This is a genomic window from Haloarcula japonica DSM 6131 (assembly GCF_000336635.1).
GTDB classification, from domain to species: domain Archaea; phylum Halobacteriota; class Halobacteria; order Halobacteriales; family Haloarculaceae; genus Haloarcula; species Haloarcula japonica.
This window is the reverse complement of sequence record NZ_AOLY01000005.1, coordinates 171,811-188,488: the sequence shown is the minus strand read 5'-3', so window position 1 is coordinate 188,488 and position 16,678 is coordinate 171,811. Positions and strand designations below refer to the sequence as shown.

Sequence of the window (16,678 nt, the reverse complement as noted above, 5' to 3'; positions counted from 1 at the left end):
GGCCCACTTTCTTCGAGAAGCGGTATCGCGAGTAGTGCTGTCCCCGCCTCAGGGCATGCCGTCGCCGCCCATACCGCCACCGCCCATGCCGCCGCCACCCATACCGCCCATTCCGCCACCGAGTCCGAACGCGCCGAGCAGGCTCGTGACGAGGCCGTAGACGACTAGCCCGAGGCCGCCGACGACCAGAGCGATACCGACAGCGACGATAGGTGCCTTCCACGCGACCAGACCGATGCCGGCGAGCAACACGACGATGCCGCCGATACCAACCGCACCGAGTTTGTCGAGCATACCCGTGTAGGCCAAGCGGGCGGACAAAAGCCCGTCGGTCAGTGCTCGAACTCGGTGTCGACGTTCTGTGCCGCCGCGACCATCTCGGCGATGGTGTCCTGCCGACGAAGTAGCCGCATCGTGTCGCCCTCAACGTCGAAAGTGCCGTCCATCGCGGCGGCGGAGATGTCCAGGTCGCCCTGCAGCATCGTGACCCACTGGCTGTAGGGGCCACGGAACGCGAAGTCGTACTCGGGGTCCGCGGCCGTGTTCGCAGCGGTACAGACGCCGTCCTCGATGACGACCGAGAACTGTATCGGCTCGCCGGTGTAGGCGTCGTCGGCGCGGATCTCGAAGCAGAACGCGGCGGTGAAGCCGTCGGCGGTCTCAGCGAACGCGGCCCGCTCGTTGATCCGGTCGCGCCACGCAGCGGCCCAGTCGCCGGCCTCGGTCGGAAGCGTCACCGTCATTGGCAGGCGATATGCGAGGGGGGCTTTTCTGTGTTGCCTTGTCCCTTTGAGTGCAACACCCGGTGAGTCGTCATTCTGGCTTGGTGGCGAACGTGAGAAAACAGGGATTTGAGGACTCAGCGGCGCGACTCGCCGCCGAGATACAGCCGGGACACCTCGGGGTCGTCGAGCAGCGAGTCCGCCTCGCCCTCGAACTTGACGGTCCCCTGATCGAGGACGAATCCGCGGTCGGAGATTCCCAGCCCTTCGCGGGCGTTCTGCTCGACCATCAGGATCGACGTGCCGAGTTCGTTGACCGTCTCAACGTCGTCGAACACCTCCTTTGCGGTGTTCGGTGCCAGTCCGGCGCTCGGCTCGTCGATGAGCAACACGTCGGGCTCCATCACGAGCGCGCGAGCGAACGCGAGCACCTGCCGCTGGCCGCCCGAGAGCGTCTTCGCGTTCGCGGTGCGTTTGTCGTCGAGGATGGGGAACCGGTCGTACAGTTCGGCCACGACCTCGTCGAGGCCGTCGTCGCGAGCGACCCCGCCCATCCGGAGGTTCTCGTCGATAGTCAGCGAGCCGAACACGTTCTCCGTCTGTGGGACGTAGCCGACACCGATACGGACGATGTCTTCGGGGGCCATCCCGCCGATTTCGCGGTCGCCAAGACGTACCGAGCCGGTCCAGGGCTCCAGCATGCCGAATACCGTCTTGAGAACGGTGGACTTGCCGGCCCCGTTCGGGCCGACGAGACAGGCGATTTCGCCCTCGCCGAGGGTCAGCGAGAGGTCGTCGAGCACCTGCACTTCGCCGTAGCCGCTGTCGACGCCGTCGACGGTGAGTATCGGGTCGGTCATTCCGACGGCCCTCCCAGGTAGGCGTCGATGACGCGCTCGTCGCTCCGGACCGCCTCGGGCGGTCCCTCGACGAGGACACTCCCCTGATTGAGGACGATAATCGGGTCAGCGAGCCGCATGATGAAGTTCATGTCGTGTTCGATGATGAGGAAGGTGATCCCCTCCTCGTTGAGTTCCTCGATGAACCCGGCCAGTTTGTCTGCCAGCACGGGGTTGACGCCGGCGACGGGCTCGTCCAGCAGTAGCAGGTCGGGTTCGGCCATCATCCCGCGGGCCAGTTCGACCAGCTTCATCTGCCCGCCAGAGAGGTCCGTCGCGGGCTGGGTCGCCAGGTCGCCGATTTCGAACCGCTCGAGCATCTCCTGGGCCTGTTCCAGCGAACGCCGCTCCTCCTGTTCGACGGTGTCTGGCGAGGTGAACAGCGGGATAATCGATTCCCCAGTCTGGTTGTGTGGTCCCACCAGCAGCGCCTCCCGAACGGTCATCCCCTCCGGTTTCCGCGGCGTCTGGAACGTCCGGATCATCCCCTGATCGGCGATCTGGTGGGGCTTCCGTCCGGTCACGTCGACGCCGTTGACCGAGACGTAGCCGGCATCGGGCTCGTAAAAGCCCGAGACGAGATTGAACAGCGTCGACTTGCCGGCCCCGTTCGGGCCGATGAGACCCGTGATGGTGCCGCGTTCGACCTCGATGGACGCGTCGTCCGTCGCGACGAGGCCGCCGAAGCGTTTCTCCAGTCCTTCAGCCCGAAGAACCGGATCGTCCTTCCCTAGAATGGGACCGTCTGAGACGAGCGACTGCTCACTCATCGCGACCACCGCCCAGCGAGTCGGGCCAGATGAGTTCGCGCTCCGGCGGGAGGATGCCCTCCGGGCGGAGCCTGACGATAAAGATGATCAGCAAGCCGACCAGCATGAGCCGAAGCGGGGCAGCACCGATGGGCAGCGCGCCGGTGTCGGTCAGGAAGCGCGTCCCCTGCTGGATGGCGACGATTGTGAACCCGCCTAGCATCGCGCCGCGGTCGCTGCCGGTGCCGCCGAGGATGACGGCGACCCAGACGTAGAACGTCGTGATCGGCTGGAGGTCCTGCGGGCTGACGAACAGCACGAGATGGGAGTAGAACACGCCCGCAAGCGCCATGATGAGGCTTCCGATGACGAACGCCTGCATCTTGAACGCGAACGTGTTCTTGCCCAGCGTCTCCGCGAGGTCCTCGTCGGTCCGGATCGTCCGCAGGACGCGACCCCACGGCGACTGATGGATGCGCCGGAGGAACAGGTAGACGGCCGCGACGATGACCGAGACCAGCACGACGTTCAGGAAACTGGTCACGACCGATTGGCTCATGTTGAACACCGGCGTCCCGCCCGCGTAGAAGACGTAGGGGTAGGTCAAGTCGCCGAGCACGGGCCAGTCGGAGAAGAACAGCGGGATACCGGTCAGGCCGGCGCTACCCGCCGTCCACTGTGACTCGTTGAGGATGAAGATACGGACGACCTCTGCAAGACCCAGCGACGCGATTGCGAGGTAGTCGTCGCGGAGCTTCAGCGTCGGGTACCCGATAATCACTGCGAGCACCGCGGCCAGGCCGAGACCGCCAAATAGCGCAACGACGGGACTGACGCCGCCGGAGATCGGCGACCCGGACGCCGTCAGCAACGCGGTCCCGTACGCGCCGAGGCCGAAGAACGCCGCGACGCTGAAGTTGATCATGCCGCCGTACCCCCACTGGACGTTCAAGCCCATCGAAAGAAGCATGTACATCGCCGACAGCCCGACGAGATACAGCAGGTACGCCGGGGCGAGGAAGCCAGTGACGACCGCCAGGAGCAGGAGCGCGCCAAGCACGCCGAGCAGTCCTACGACGCCCTTCTCGCGTGGCGAATACGTACCGACATCAAGCGTGCTCATGTCATATCACCTGCGATGCCGCGGGGCCTGACAAGCAGGACCGCGACCATGATGACGAACGCGACAGCCGGCGCGTAGGCGTTGCTGATCGGAAGGCCGACATCGCTAAGCAGCGGCGTCAGTTCGTGGAGCATCCCGATGAGAAGGCCGCCGAGCATCGCCCCGTACACCGAACCGATGCCGCCGAGGATGACCGCGGCGAACACGACCAGCAGGATGTTGAATCCGATTCGCGGGTCAAGTTGGCTGTACAGCGCGAGGAAAACGCCGCCAGCGGCGGCCAGCGCACTGCCGACGACCCACATGACGAGGATGACGCGGTCAGTTCGGATACCGCTCACGCGTGCGAGATCAGGGTTGTCAGCCGTCGCGCGCATCTTCCGGCCAAGCGTCGTCCGCTGGAGCAGGAGATGCAGGCCGGCGACGAGGACCGCCGCGCTGACGATAATCGCGACGTCTCGCTGTGTCACTGCAACGTCGAGTGTGTCAAGCAGCACCGGAATCGGCCCGCTACGGCTGATATCGTACTGCAGGAAGTCCGTCCCGAAGGACGCCTGTAGCACTGCGCGGTAGACGAACGCCACGCCGATGCTCGTGATGAGCAACCCGATCGAGTCCGTATCGAGGGGCTTGTACACGAGGATGTGGGTCAGAACGGCGACGGCGGCCGCCAGCGCCATCCCGACTACCAAGGCGATAAAGAATCCGATTGGGAGACCGAGAACAGTGCCACCGAGACCGCCGAATACGCCGAACGCGACGAATGCCCCGTAGGCACCCAGCGTCATCGTATCGCCGTGTGCGAAGTTCGCGAAGTCAGCGATGCTGTAGACCAGCGAGAGCCCGATACTCCCGAGGATGATGATACTACTGAAAACGAGCCCGTTTGCCAGGTACTGTAATATCTGCGCCATTGATAAGATGGGGAAAGGGTTGTGGCCGCGTTAGCCCTCGATGAAGCCGGCGGATTCGTACGCGTGGTCCACGACTTCAAACACCTGCAGCAACCCGACCGGGTCACCGTTTTCGTCGAGGTCGATTGGGCCGCTCACGCCGGTGTAGTCCACGTCCGACGGCGAGCCACCGTTGGCCAGAATCTCGTGGGCGGCCTCGTAGGTGGTCGCCTCCTCACCCTCGGGTCGCGTCACGTCCCGCACGACCTCCATGAGCGCCGAGCCGGTGAACTCGTCTGCGGCTTCGATAGCGAGTGCGCTGACGACCACAGCGTCGTAGGCGTAGGCCGACCACGACGTGGGTTCCTCGCCGAAGCGCTCTTCGAACTCCGAGACGAACGCCTGGTAGTTCTCGGCGTCCTGCGGGACGCTCGGAACCACGGCTTTCATTCCGTCAAGACTGCCCTCGGGTGCTGATTCGAGGACCTTCGGGCCCTTGACGCTGTCACCGCCGTACCAGGCGGCCTGGTCAGTGACGCCCAGGTCGAACGCTTCTTGGGACATCGTCGCGAACTCGGGCTGGTAAGTGATGAACACCCACGCGTCAGCGTCGGTGTCGGACATCGAGGAGATAGTGCTACTATACGAAGACTGGCCCTGGTCGTGAGGTTCGTTGTAGACGATCTCCCCATCGTAGGCATCAATGAAGGCCTCACCCACGGACTGGCCGTAATCGTTGTTAATCCAGGCCAGCGCGGCGGATTCGTTGCCGTCTTCGTCGAGGAGTGTGGAGATAGCCTCAGCCTGTGCCTTGCCGGCCGGCGGCATCCGGAGCAGGTCCGGGAAGTTCGTCAGGTTCGGGCTAGTGCTGTTCTGGCTGATCTGGACGACGTCGGTGTTCTGGACGACGCTTTCGTGGATAGCCGTGCTGACGCCGCTCCCGACAGTACCGATGAGCAGCGGAACCTCTTCCTGATTGACGAGTGTCTGGGCTGCACTGACTCCGCCCTGACTCGTGCTTTGGTCGTCCTGCTGTGAGATCGCCAGTTCGCCGCCACCGACGCCGACGGAATTGACGTCGTCGAGCGCGATTTCCTTGCCGCGCTGGTTCCGCTGACCGAAGGCCGATAGTGAGCCGGAGAGGCTGTCAACCATCCCGATGGTGTATGTTTCGGACCCGGAGTCCGTCGAGGAATCCGTCGATTCGCCGTCACCGCCGTCACTGCCGTCACCACCGTCACCCCCACCACCGTCTTCGGGAGCACCACCGGAACAGCCGGCGAGACCGACGAGTCCGGCACTCGCAGCGGCTTTGATTACGCTTCGCCTGTCAATCGAGCGGTTGTCATTGTCGTTCATGGTATACTGATATCCTTTTTCGTAAGTCCCTGTATAACCCTGTCACCGTCCATGGTAGGCACCATGTTCTCAACCGCATACGGAAAGCCGTCAATTAATACTTCTGGAACGCGTTTGCCGCATAGAGTATCGCTACGGCTATGGAACGAACGGAGTTTACCACGGTAGACACGCACACGGGCGGGGAACCAACGCGCATCGTCCTCGACGGTATCGAGGTCGACACGCTCGCTGGAGCAACCGTCCGGGAGAAACGCGACCGGTTCAAAGCCACGGCTGACGGCGTCCGAAAACTCCTCATGCAGGAGCCCCGCGGGCACGCGGATATGTTCGGGGCGGTCCCGGTGCCAACCGACCGGGCCGACCTCGGGGTGTTTTTCATGGACACTGACGGCTATCTTGATATGTGCGGCCACGGCCTCATCGGGGTCGTCACCGCACTCATCGAACGGGGTGACCTTCCCGAGTCGCCCAAACTGACCGTCGAAACTCCCGCCGGACTGGTCGACGTGACAGTCGAGATAGTAGATGGAATCGTCCGCCGCGTTGCGTTCGAAAACGTCGACAGTTACGTCTGTGAGACGGTTACCGTCGAACAGGACGGCGTCCCGGTCGAGGCTCGTATCGTCTATTCGGGAAACTACTTCGCCGTCGTCGACGCTGACAGCCTGGGCGTCACGCTCGACCGTGAGGACGCCACGCAGTGTATCGAGCCCGCACTGAAACTCCGACGAGCAATCAACCACGCCGGACCCAAGGACCCAGTCACCGGTTCGACGGTGACTGTCTCAGCAGTCGAACTCACCGCCAGCGGTGACGGCGACCGGAGCTGTGTGGTGTTCGCCGACGGCTCCGTCGACCGGTCCCCCTGTGGCACAGGCACGTGTGCGCGGTTGACGCTCCATCACGTCGATGGCGACCTGGCTATCGGTGAGCGTGTCGAAGTGACTGGCCCGGTGGGGTCGACGTTCGAGGGGTATATCACCGACACACGGGTCGACAACGGTGTCACCGTGACCAGCCCGGTCGTTTCTGGCACAGCGCATATTACGGGCGAGCACACGTTTTACCGGGACGACGACGATACGCTCGGCAGTTTCACTCTCGCTTGATTTCAACTCTCAATGGATGGTTTTTTTGGTAGGGGGTGCGTTTAGGCCGATATAGTGGCGTAGTTTCGATAATGATTCCGCCGATAGCGAACAACTTCGTCGCCGGGGAGACAGCGCCGGGGGCGCTCGACCACGTCGCGTCGCTCAACGACGACGGTGTCAAGGGCATCCTGAATCTGTTAGGTGAACACTACGACGAGCGCCAGCCAGCCGACGAGGACGCAGGCCAGTACATCGAGCTGATAAAGGAAATCGACAGAAGCGGTCTCGACTGCTGTATCTCAGTCAAGCCCTCACAGATCGGCCTCGACGTTGGCGACGACGTGTTCGTCGAAAACCTCGAACGAATCGTCGCGGCGGGTGACGACCGCGACGTCTTCGTCTGGGTCGATATGGAGGACTACACCACGACCGACGTCACCCTCGATGCGTACGAGCGGCTCGTCACGGAACACGAGGGCGGCGTCGGCGTCTGTACGCAGGCAAACCTCAAGCGGACGCCCGAGGACCTCGAACGACTCGCGCCCCTTCCCGGGAAGGTCCGACTGGTCAAGGGGGCCTACTCCGAGCCCAAAAAGGTCTCCTATAAGAAGAAAGAGCGCGTCAACGAAGCCTATCGGGACTGTCTCGAACTGATGTTCGAGGAGTTCGAGGGCGGCGTCGCCGTCGGCAGCCACGACCCGGCGATGATAGACCACGCGAAGGACCTCCACGACGAGTACGGCACCGACTACGAAGTGCAGATGCTGATGGGCGTCCGCGACGACGAACAGCGCGACCTCGCCGCAGAGGGCGTCCCGATGTGGCAGTACATTCCCTACGGCGACAAGTGGTTCTCCTACTTCTACCGGCGCGTCCGCGAGCGCAAGGAAAACGCGCTGTTCGCCGTCCGGGCCGTGCTGAGCTGAACTACTGGTCCGGGTCGAGCAGTTTCGCCTCAGCTTTCCGGAGGTGTTCGAGCAGCGTTGTCTTCGAAACGCCGAGCTTCGACGCGAGTTCGCGCGTCGAGATACCACGTGGCCACGCGTAGTAATCCTCCTGTCGGGCGAGCTCAAAGGCTTCGCGCTGACTATCCGAGAGCCGGTCCATCCGGCGAAGCTCCCCTGGGTTGCCGCCGCCGGCGGACGTGATTCGGGTCACTTCGATATCGGCCGATTGCTCCTCGCGGATCTCGTCGAGGAGTGACTCGGCTTCATCGCGGGAGTCCGGGAAAAACACCGGCCAGTGTTCGCGACCGTGCCGGACCCGAACCGGGTCGTTGTGGATAAATCCGCGCGAGAGCAGACTGTCGCTGATGGTGTTGTCCGGATCGTACTCGACGAACAGCTCCCGGGTCGTGTTGCCCGGCGACGAGCCTGTGCCAGTCGCGCCGTGGCGCTCGCGCAACTCCAGTACGGAGTCGGTCAGGGACGAATCACGAGTCGCGTCAATGAGATCCTCGACGTCACTAATACTGTCGGCGTACGCCGTGAACAGGCCCTTCACGCTACCGTTTTGGGTGTTGTACACGCCGTGAGCCAACAAGCCGGCCGCTGTCTTGTCGGTCACTTCGAGCGTCCAGCAGTCAGGATGCCAGATGCTCAGAGTCAGTTGGAGTCCGCAGTCTTCTAGTTGCGCTTCGCTCATATTGGGCACCCTCCAGATAGGGGGATGTTAGGAGTGGTCACGGTATGGACGCCAATAAAGGTGCGGTTCATAAGTGAAACACCGACCATGGTAGATTCGGCCGTTTTTCCAACGGGCCACCGGACCACGGCAAACAGCGGCGGCCCCCTGACCATGGACGGTGGAACATATTGGTGGGGGACGCGTACAGCACCTACCATGAGTACAGACGACTCACGTCGACACTACATCGACGGTGACTGGACGACAGGCACCGGCGACGAAACGTTCACAAGTCAGAACCCGGCCACCGGCGAGGCACTCGCCTCGTTCCACCGCGGAACCGAAGCCGATGTCGACCGCGCGCTGGCCGCGGCAGAGGACGCCTACGACGAGTGGCGCTCGCTCTCGCACATCGACCGTGCGGAGTACCTCTGGGACATTTACCACGAGCTGCGTGACCGCCACGAGGAACTCGGCGAGATCGTCACCATGGAGTGTGGCAAGGAGATCAGCGAAGGGCTGGCCGACGTCACCGAGTCCTGGCATATGGTCGAGTGGGCCGCCGGCAACGCCCGCCACCCCCACGGCGACGTGGTACCGTCGGAAATTGCCAGCAAGGACGCCTATATGCGGCGCAAGCCGAAAGGCGTCGTCGGCTGTATCACCCCGTGGAACTTCCCGGTCGCCATCCCGTTCTGGCACCTCGCAGTGACGCTGGTCGAGGGCAACACCGTCGTCTGGAAGCCCGCCGAACAGACCCCGTGGTGTGCCCATATCATCGCCGAGATGTTCGAGGACTCGGGCATCCCAGACGGCGTCTTCAACCTCGTGCAGGGCTACGGCGACGCCGGCAACGCCATCGTCGAGGACGACCGCGTCGAGACGGTCCTCTTCACCGGGAGCGCCGAAGTCGGCCACAAGATCGCCTCCAAGGTCGGCGGCGAGCCTGGCAAGATCGCCGCCTGCGAGATGGGCGGGAAGAACGCTGTCATCGTCACGGAGGAAGCCGACCTCGACATCGCCGTTCACTCGGCTGTGATGTCTAGCTTCAAGACGACCGGCCAGCGTTGTGTCTCCTCGGAGCGCCTCATCGTCCACGAGGACCTCTACGACGAGTTCAAGGAACGGTTCGTCGACGTCGCCGAAGACATTGCCGTCGGCGACCCACTGGAGGAAGACACCTTCATGGGGCCGCTCATCGAGGACGACCAGGTCGAGAAGTTCAAGCGCTACAACGACCTCGCCCGTGAGGAGGGCGCGAACGTGCTCGTCGACCGCGCCGACCTCGGTGCCGAAGAGATTCCCGACGGCCACGAGGAGGGTCACTGGGTCGGCCCGTTCGTCTACGAGGTCGACTACGACGAGGACCTGCGGTGCATCAACGAGGAAGTGTTCGGCCCCCACGTCGCGCTGCTTGAGTACTCGGGTGACTTCGACGAAGCGCTGGAGATGCACAACAGCGTTGACTACGGCCTCGCCGGCGCTATCATCTCCGAGGACTACCGCCAGATCAACCAGTTCCGCGACGAGGCCGAAATCGGCCTCGCCTACGGCAATCTCCCGTGTATCGGCGCGGAGGTCCACCTGCCCTTCGGCGGCGTCAAGAAGTCCGGCAACGGCCTCCCGAGCGGCCGCGAGGTCATCGAGGCCGTCACCGAGCGCACCGCCTGGACGCTGAACAACTCCAAGGACATCGAGATGGCACAGGGCCTGTCGGCGGACATCATCACCGATGAGTAAGTCCGTCCAGTCGCCAGAGGTCGGGTCCGTCTGCCCGCGCTGTCGCGGCGAGACGACGACAGCGAACGGCATCGAGACCTGCACCGACTGCTCGTGGGTCGGCTGCCTCGGCGCTGACTGAGCGGTCGCCGCTGCGACACTTTCTCCGAGACGGCCCCGGCGTCTGTCCCACCCGCGTCGGAGGCTACGGACCGGGTTCACGGTCCAACTTTTCCAAACCTTAAACCTCTCCCCGTCGAAGTACCGTCTATGAGCGACAACGACAGCAGGAAGAACCTGCGGATGCCGGAAGAGGACGAGGTGTTCGCCGTCGTCATGGACATGCTTGGCGCGAACCGCGTCAAGGTACGCTGTATGGACGGCGTCGAGCGTACAGCCCGGATTCCGGGCAAGATGCAAAAGCGGATCTGGATACGCGAGGACGACGTGGTCCTCGTCGAACCCTGGGACTGGCAGGACGAGAAAGCCGACATCACGTGGCGCTATGAGAAACAGGACGCCGACCAGCTACGCGAGGAGGGACACATCCAGGAGTAGCCTGAATATGTATCTGGCCGCGCGCTCGACGGAGGCACAAGCGTGACAGAGGGGCAGTTCGGCCTGCTCGATACGGACGACGTTGACTCCCCCGGTGACGAGTGGGAAGAGGTCGACGTCTCCGACACGGAAGCCGACCGCATCGCCCGCAAGCGGGACCGCGAGTTCAGCGAGTTCCGCGAACGCATCAAGGACGCCGACCAGTTCAAGGTCGAGGCCAGCGTCTTCGACGATGCCACCTACGGCGCGCTGTACAAGCTTGTGCAGGACGGCCATATCGATGCCTTCGGCGGGCCGATCTCGACCGGGAAAGAGGCCAACGTCTACACGGCGCTGTCGGGCGAGACAGAGGTCGCCGTCAAGGTGTACCGCATCAACGCCTCCGATTTCAAGGATATGCGGAGCTATCTCGACGGCGACCCCCGCTTCGAGGGCATCGGCTCGGACAAGAAGAAGGTCGTCACCGCGTGGGTCCGCAAAGAGTCCTCGAACCTCAAGCGCGCCCGGCGGGCTGGCGTCCGGACGCCGGAACCCATCGCCGTCGAGCGGAACGTCCTCGTGATGGAGTATCTCGGGACCGAGGAAGGTCGCAGCAAACGTCTCAGCGAGGTGCACATCGAGAACCCCGAGACGGCCTACGAGGTCGTCAAGGAGTACACCCGCCGGCTGTACGATGCCGGCCTCGTCCACGGCGACCTCTCGGAGTACAATATCGTCTTCCACGAGGGCCAACTGTACATCATCGACCTCGGGCAGGCGGTCACAATCCACCATCCCAACGCCGACGACTTTCTGGAACGGGACTGCCGCAACGTCGCGAACTTCTTCGCCAGACAGGGCGTCGACGCCACGCCGGAGGACCTGCTCGCGTACGTCAGGGAGTACGCGACACCGAAGGACAAGGACGACACCGCCCCGGGGAGCGACGACGACGCCGTCCCGCAGGGGACGCCAGCCGACCGCCGCGACGACGAGTAAGCACTGTCATTCTGTTCGCACGAACGGGTTTTGAGTAGTGCTGATGTGTTGCTTTGGCTATAGGTGAATTGCTAGCAGTCCCAGTCATGCCGATGCTTTCTGGAGAGAAATATACAGTACTACGCGTCTTTCACCCGTTTTCTCACAACCCATTTGAGTGTGAAAACCACAGTGCATAGGATATTAGATGTTGTATACTTCGGTATGATTGTCTTTTCACAGTGCTTCTCGTTCCCTGTGGGCCACTACTTGGATGGCCAGAGTGGGTGCAGCTGATGGACACCGACCCGGCAGACAGCAGTTCGGACCAGCAGACAGCACACAGTGGTGACTCGGTCTCTGAGCGCCTCATCGAGGGACTGTCCTCGCATGCAGTGTTCATGCTCGATACAGATGGCATCATCACGACGTGGCCCGAGCCGGCAGCGTCGCTGTACAGCTACGACCGGGACGCGACAGTCGGCCGTCACGTCGACATGCTGTTTGCCGACCCCGAGGAGATGGAGACGACCGTCGAATCACTGCTGACGGAAGCGGCGGACGGCCCCGTCGAGACACAGCACTGGCACCGGCAAGCTGATGGGGCCGTGTTCTGGGCGACTCTCTCGCTCTCGCCGCTCGGGGATGGGGACCCTGAGGGGTTTGTCGCAGTCAGCCAGGACACGACCGAGAAACACCAGTACGACAAGATGCTGGAACGCCAAAACGACCGGCTCAAGGAGTTTACCGACATCCTCGCCCACGACCTGCAGAGCCCGCTCAGCGTCATCTCTTCGCGAGTGCAGCTGGCCCGCGAAACCGGTGACGAGGAACACCTCGATGCCCTCGAAGAAACGAGCGACAGGATGGCCCGTCTCGTCGAGGACCTGCTCCGCGTCGCGAGGCAGGGAAACGTCGTCACCGACCCGGAGACGACGGACGTTCAGGCCGTCGTTGACACCGCCTGGGAAGGAAGCGGTGGAGCCACCAGACGGGCCACGCTCCACTACGAGGACATCGGCGCAGTGAGCGCAGACGCCGACCGCCTCATCGAGCTGTTCGAGAACCTCTTTCAGAACACCGTCGAACACGGCGACGGGACCGTTATCGTCCGCGTTGGCCCGCTTGACGACGGCTTCTACGTCGAAGACGACGGCCCGGGAATCGCAGCCGAAATCAAGGACGACGTGTTCGACCACGGCTTCACCACCGCCGAGGATGGCAGTGGCTACGGGCTCTCGATTGTCCGGACCATCGCGGGCGCACACGGCTGGGACATCCTCGTCACCGACAGCGACACGGGCGGGGCACGGTTCGAAGTCACCGGTGTCGAGTTTTTAGACTGACAGCGGGATCAGGAGAGCGCCGTTCGGTTCCGGCGACCGGTTCCCGCCTTACTCGTCGATAACGAATGACGGTCCCCGCCCGAGCGCACTCCCTGTGGACGAGTCTCACAGAAGCAGAAAACCAATAACCGATGGGGCGGTGATGCCCAACGACGAGAGGCCACCACGGCTACATACCCCCTGCAATCCACCCATGGGACGCCCTCCAACACTCACGATCAGACGGACAGTGTCGCTCGTTTTCCTGCTCGGGATAGCCGCCCTCGTTGCCGTCTCCGGGGCCGCCGCCGGTGTCAGCAATGTGGCACCCGATGAGACACGCTCGGGGAGTGCCACGCACAGCCACGCCGCCACAACCGAGGCAGCGACGCCACAGCCAGCGTGTTCGGTGCAAGACGAGCGCCCGGAGCCACCGGACACGGACTCGGAGTACTACTACCTCGATGGGCTTGGAGCCACGTCGACAGCCAACTGGACCGCCGGCGAAACCCTGCGTATCGGCACAGACGGGGACTGTTCGCTCGGCGTCCGTGCCAACGACACCGCGACACTGACCGCGGCGACAGTCAACACCAGTCAGGGCACTGTGACCGGTGTCGTTGACGTGGGTCGCGGCGGGGCGTTTCGGGTTGTCGAGCGCCCTGACGGAAACACCACGGCGTCAGTCTCCATCCGGAATGTCGGCCGGGAAAATAACGACCGTGTCGACATCATCTCGACGAACGGGAGCGGGACAGTGATGACCTCCGAGCGCGTCACAGCCCCCACCGGTCGGTTTTTCGTCGTCCAAATTCAGTGGTATCCGAACGGGACCGCACAGGTCGCGCTGTGGGATACTGACCGACAGCACCGGCAGCGCGTGACCAGAGCGGTTTCGACCAGCGCTGCAACCTCCTCCTGGCAGGTCCAGCTCGACGGCCGGGCGTATCTCGACGAAATCGCAGTTGGGTCCCACGACACGGGGCCGGCTGACACGGGAGACAGCGAACAGTCATCAGCGTCGCCTGTCCAGTCCACAGCCTCAGCGGCGCAGCGTGATGAGACAGGTACACCGGAAACCTTCACTTACAATCCCGGGCCCGAGGAGAGCGAGCCCGAAGAATCCCAGTCCGGCCTCCTGCTGGGTCCGCTCATGACGATAGGTGGGGCGCTCATGTACCGGTATGCGTACGGCATCACGAAGTTCAACGAACAGCTGGACGCCATCGGGAGTACAACCCGTTCCAGTGAGGTCGAACCCGCCGACTGGAACGTCATGCTCACGAAACTGGTCGGTGCGGCCGGGAGTATATTCGGCCTCATCTGGTTCCTCACCACGGTATTGGGTGGCTGATCGGCCACACCTCGACTGTAATATGCAGTCCGCACCTGCCGACGGGTGTGGCACGGTACCGGATACGCCGGACGCCGAAGTTTTAAACAGGCAGACCCTCCTACAGAGAGGTATACTTATGCAACACGTGAAGATTCCGCAGGACCGTATCGGTGTGTTGATCGGCGAGGGCGGTGAGACCATGCGCGAGATCGAGGAGCGCGCAGAGGTCCGACTGGATATCGACTCCGAGGACGGCACGGTGAAAGTCGAGTCCGTCGGCGACCCCGTGACGGCGCTGAAAGGCCCCGACATCGTGAAGGCCATCGGCCGCGGGTTCGCGCCCGACGACGCGCTGGCGCTCCTCGAGGACGACATGATGATGTTCGAACTCATCGACATCGAGGCCGCCTCCCGCAACAAGAACGACTTCCGCCGTCAGAAGGGCCGTCTCATCGGCGAGGGCGGCCGGACGCGGGAACTCATGCAGGAACTCTCCGGCGCGGCTGTGGTTATCTACGGGTCGACACTCGGCATCATCGGCGGCCCCGAACAGGTCGACGCCGTGCGAGAAGCCGCCGAGATGATCCTCGACGGCGCGCCACACGGCTCCGTCTACTCGTTCCTCGAACGCAAACACAACGAGATGAAGCACAAAGGCCTCGAATACCACCAGTTCACCGGATAACGCCAGTAGTTCGACTGCGTGACTGGCGACTGCGCGCCACGGCGACAGTACGAGCACGGACGGTTGCTGTCAGGTCCCATCGGCGCACCACACCGTTTTGCCGGAACAGGCTCTACGAGGAGGTATGCCGACCATCGCCGAGACACACATCGTCAACCGCGAGCGCGTCCAGCCGACTCACGCGAACAATTACCAGAGCGCCCACGGCGGAATCGTCATGAAATGGATGGACGAAATCGGCGCGATGTCGGCCATGCGGGCCGCCAGGGAGTCCTGCGTGACCGCGCAGATGTCCAGCGTCGACTTCGAGCGCCCGATCCCCATCGGCGACACCGCACTTATCGACTCTTACGCCTACGCCACGGGCCGAACGAGTGTCCGGGTCCGCATCGAAGTCGCCCGCGAGGAGCCACACACGGGCGAAACTGAGGAGACGACGAGCGCCTACGCCACCTTCGTCGCCGTCGACGACGGGAAACCGACGCCCGTCCCCGAATTGACCGCCGAAAGCGAGGAGTGCAAACGGTTGCGCGAGACAGCACTTGCAGAAGAGCCGGATCGGTAGCAGCCGGAGAGTCTCGCTAACAGTGTTCTGCAGGGACATACCGCTACGGAGTTGGTGCCGCGTGACGTGGCGCGACGAGACGCGCCACTCGCAGGTTGTTTTCAAGAAGAGCCTAGGCCGGAATTTGAACCGGAGGAAGACTCGCTTCGCTCGCCTTCCAGGGATTCAAATTCCGCTCCCGTGTCACACGCTCACGGGGGTCGCGCGGAGATGGAACTCCGCGCAGATAGTTCGCGTGAGAAGCCTAGGCCGGAATTTGAATCCGGGGTCTCGTCCTTACCAAGGACGCGCTTTACCGCTAAGCTACCCAGGCACGCAACAGTGTGTATCCGGCAATTGTCTAAAGTCGTTTCGATTCGGGACCGGTGTGTCGATTAGTATCAGTGGTCGGCGGCGGCTTCGGTCCCGTCGCCGGTGGGCTGTTCGGCCCCTGCCCGCGCTCGGAGCGCATCGGCGACGTCCTCACCGAGCAGGTCGGCGTTCGACGGGAGGCCGTCAACGGCCAGTTCGGTCGCGTATTCGCGGAGCGTCGGGGTGGGCCTGATGCCAGCGGCGGTGACGCCGGCGACCACGGCGAGCTCCAGAATGTCCGTTTCGAGCGCGGTGTCGAGGCTTTCGTCGTCAGTCGTCTGACGGACTGTCTGGTCGTGGCCGAACGAGCGGACGACAGAGACAGCGGCGTCGGCGGCTTCGGTCCTGGCGAGCAGGTAGAACCCACGCGAGACGAGGATATCGGCGATGAGGATATCCAGGTCGGCTGTGTCGCGGTCGCCGTTGACCCAGGGGTCGTCGTGGGCCAGTTGCCGGGTGAGCGAGAGCCCCTCGTAGATGAGTTGGACGCCAGCGGCTCGGTCAGCGACGCCATCAGCCAGGTCGACCGGCGGGTCGCTCGTTGCGCCCGCGCTGACGAGCGTCAGGACGCCGGGCGCCAGCGACGCGTCGTCCAGGCGAGCGTCGATCCGCTCGTGGAGCCGGTCAGGCTCGACATCGTCGACTGCCGCCAACGCCGCTCGGCGAACTGCCGCCACTTCCTCCATTATGAGGGTCTAGCGACGGGAAGGGCAAAGA

The 16,678-nt window shown here is 63.4% G+C and carries 19 protein-coding genes and 1 tRNA gene; 10 read left to right on the top strand and 10 right to left on the bottom strand.

Annotation, left to right across the window (positions count from 1 at the left end; translation table 11 throughout):
* Nucleotides 1–48: 48 nt before the first annotated feature.
* The 7 genes from C444_RS02175 to C444_RS02145 form a co-directional block, all read right to left on the bottom strand.
* Nucleotides 49–294, bottom strand: a complete 246-nt coding sequence (locus C444_RS02175; protein WP_004590621.1) for a DUF7470 family protein — start codon at nt 292–294, stop codon at nt 49–51.
* A 38-nt stretch (nt 295–332) separates the two neighbouring features.
* Complete coding sequence (locus tag C444_RS02170) at nt 333–743, bottom strand: SCP2 sterol-binding domain-containing protein (protein WP_004590619.1); 411 nt, start codon at nt 741–743, stop codon at nt 333–335.
* A 116-nt stretch (nt 744–859) separates the two neighbouring features.
* On the bottom strand, nt 860–1,582 hold the full coding sequence (locus C444_RS02165) for an ABC transporter ATP-binding protein (protein WP_004590617.1): 723 nt from the start codon (nt 1,580–1,582) through the stop codon (nt 860–862).
* Nucleotides 1,579–2,391, bottom strand: a complete 813-nt coding sequence (locus tag C444_RS02160) for an ABC transporter ATP-binding protein (RefSeq protein ID WP_004590615.1) — start codon at nt 2,389–2,391, stop codon at nt 1,579–1,581. Before C444_RS02160 ends, C444_RS02165 begins: the two co-directional genes overlap by 4 nt.
* The gene (locus C444_RS02155; protein WP_004590613.1) at nt 2,384–3,493 is read right to left on the bottom strand and encodes a branched-chain amino acid ABC transporter permease; all 1,110 of its coding nucleotides are present in this window, start codon (nt 3,491–3,493) and stop codon (nt 2,384–2,386) included. Before C444_RS02155 ends, C444_RS02160 begins: the two co-directional genes overlap by 8 nt.
* Nucleotides 3,490–4,407 (bottom strand): branched-chain amino acid ABC transporter permease, encoded by a 918-nt coding sequence (locus tag C444_RS02150; RefSeq protein WP_004590610.1) that lies wholly within the window; start codon nt 4,405–4,407, stop codon nt 3,490–3,492. Before C444_RS02150 ends, C444_RS02155 begins: the two co-directional genes overlap by 4 nt.
* A gap of 30 nt (nt 4,408–4,437) precedes the next feature.
* Nucleotides 4,438–5,745: an ABC transporter substrate-binding protein gene (locus tag C444_RS02145; RefSeq protein WP_004590608.1), complete on the bottom strand. Its 1,308-nt coding sequence runs from the start codon at nt 5,743–5,745 to the stop codon at nt 4,438–4,440.
* A gap of 140 nt (nt 5,746–5,885) precedes the next feature.
* Here C444_RS02145 and C444_RS02140 point away from each other — a divergent pair, with 140 nt between their 5' ends.
* Nucleotides 5,886–6,857 (top strand): proline racemase family protein, encoded by a 972-nt coding sequence (locus C444_RS02140; protein WP_004590607.1) that lies wholly within the window; start codon nt 5,886–5,888, stop codon nt 6,855–6,857.
* A gap of 71 nt (nt 6,858–6,928) precedes the next feature.
* Nucleotides 6,929–7,765 carry a proline dehydrogenase family protein gene (locus tag C444_RS02135; RefSeq protein ID WP_004590605.1) on the top strand — a complete coding sequence of 279 codons (837 nt, stop codon included), beginning with the start codon at nt 6,929–6,931 and terminating at the stop codon, nt 7,763–7,765.
* A gap of 1 nt (nt 7,766) precedes the next feature.
* Here the strand turns inward: C444_RS02135 and C444_RS02130 are convergent, their stop codons facing one another.
* Entirely contained in the window at nt 7,767–8,483 is a 717-nt protein-coding gene (locus C444_RS02130) for a helix-turn-helix domain-containing protein (protein WP_004590603.1), read from the bottom strand.
* A gap of 198 nt (nt 8,484–8,681) precedes the next feature.
* On the opposite strand from C444_RS02130, the gene C444_RS02125 reads away from it, so the two are divergent.
* The 8 genes from C444_RS02125 to C444_RS02095 all read left to right on the top strand — a co-directional run bounded on the left by C444_RS02125 (nt 8,682) and on the right by C444_RS02095 (nt 15,610).
* Entirely contained in the window at nt 8,682–10,205 is a 1,524-nt protein-coding gene (locus C444_RS02125; RefSeq protein WP_004590601.1) for an aldehyde dehydrogenase family protein, read from the top strand.
* Nucleotides 10,198–10,326, top strand: coding sequence for a hypothetical protein (locus tag C444_RS22875; protein WP_004590599.1), 129 nt, complete (start codon nt 10,198–10,200; stop codon nt 10,324–10,326). The genes C444_RS02125 and C444_RS22875 overlap by 8 nt, the downstream gene beginning before the upstream one ends.
* Before the next feature lie 128 nt (nt 10,327–10,454).
* A complete protein-coding gene (gene eif1A / locus C444_RS02120) occupies nt 10,455–10,742 on the top strand; it encodes a translation initiation factor eIF-1A (protein WP_004516096.1) in 288 nt (95 codons plus the stop codon).
* 42 nt (nt 10,743–10,784) lie between these two features.
* Complete coding sequence (gene rio1 / locus C444_RS02115; protein ID WP_004590597.1) at nt 10,785–11,720, top strand: serine/threonine-protein kinase Rio1; 936 nt, start codon at nt 10,785–10,787, stop codon at nt 11,718–11,720.
* Between the two features lie 275 nt (nt 11,721–11,995).
* A complete protein-coding gene (locus C444_RS02110; protein WP_004590595.1) occupies nt 11,996–13,045 on the top strand; it encodes an ATP-binding protein in 1,050 nt (349 codons plus the stop codon).
* A 193-nt stretch (nt 13,046–13,238) separates the two neighbouring features.
* Nucleotides 13,239–14,378, top strand: a complete 1,140-nt coding sequence (locus C444_RS22505) for a hypothetical protein (RefSeq protein ID WP_239641250.1) — start codon at nt 13,239–13,241, stop codon at nt 14,376–14,378.
* A gap of 118 nt (nt 14,379–14,496) precedes the next feature.
* Nucleotides 14,497–15,045 (top strand): KH domain-containing protein, encoded by a 549-nt coding sequence (locus C444_RS02100; protein WP_004590591.1) that lies wholly within the window; start codon nt 14,497–14,499, stop codon nt 15,043–15,045.
* A gap of 124 nt (nt 15,046–15,169) precedes the next feature.
* Nucleotides 15,170–15,610, top strand: coding sequence for an acyl-CoA thioesterase (locus tag C444_RS02095; protein WP_004590589.1), 441 nt, complete (start codon nt 15,170–15,172; stop codon nt 15,608–15,610).
* Between the two features lie 241 nt (nt 15,611–15,851).
* On the opposite strand, the gene C444_RS02090 is transcribed toward C444_RS02095, so the two are convergent.
* Nucleotides 15,852–15,923 (bottom strand) — tRNA-Thr (locus tag C444_RS02090).
* Nucleotides 15,924–15,990: 67 nt separating this feature from the next.
* Nucleotides 15,991–16,647, bottom strand: coding sequence for a DUF7114 family protein (locus C444_RS02085; RefSeq protein WP_004590587.1), 657 nt, complete (start codon nt 16,645–16,647; stop codon nt 15,991–15,993).
* Between the last annotated feature and the right edge of the window lie 31 nt (nt 16,648–16,678).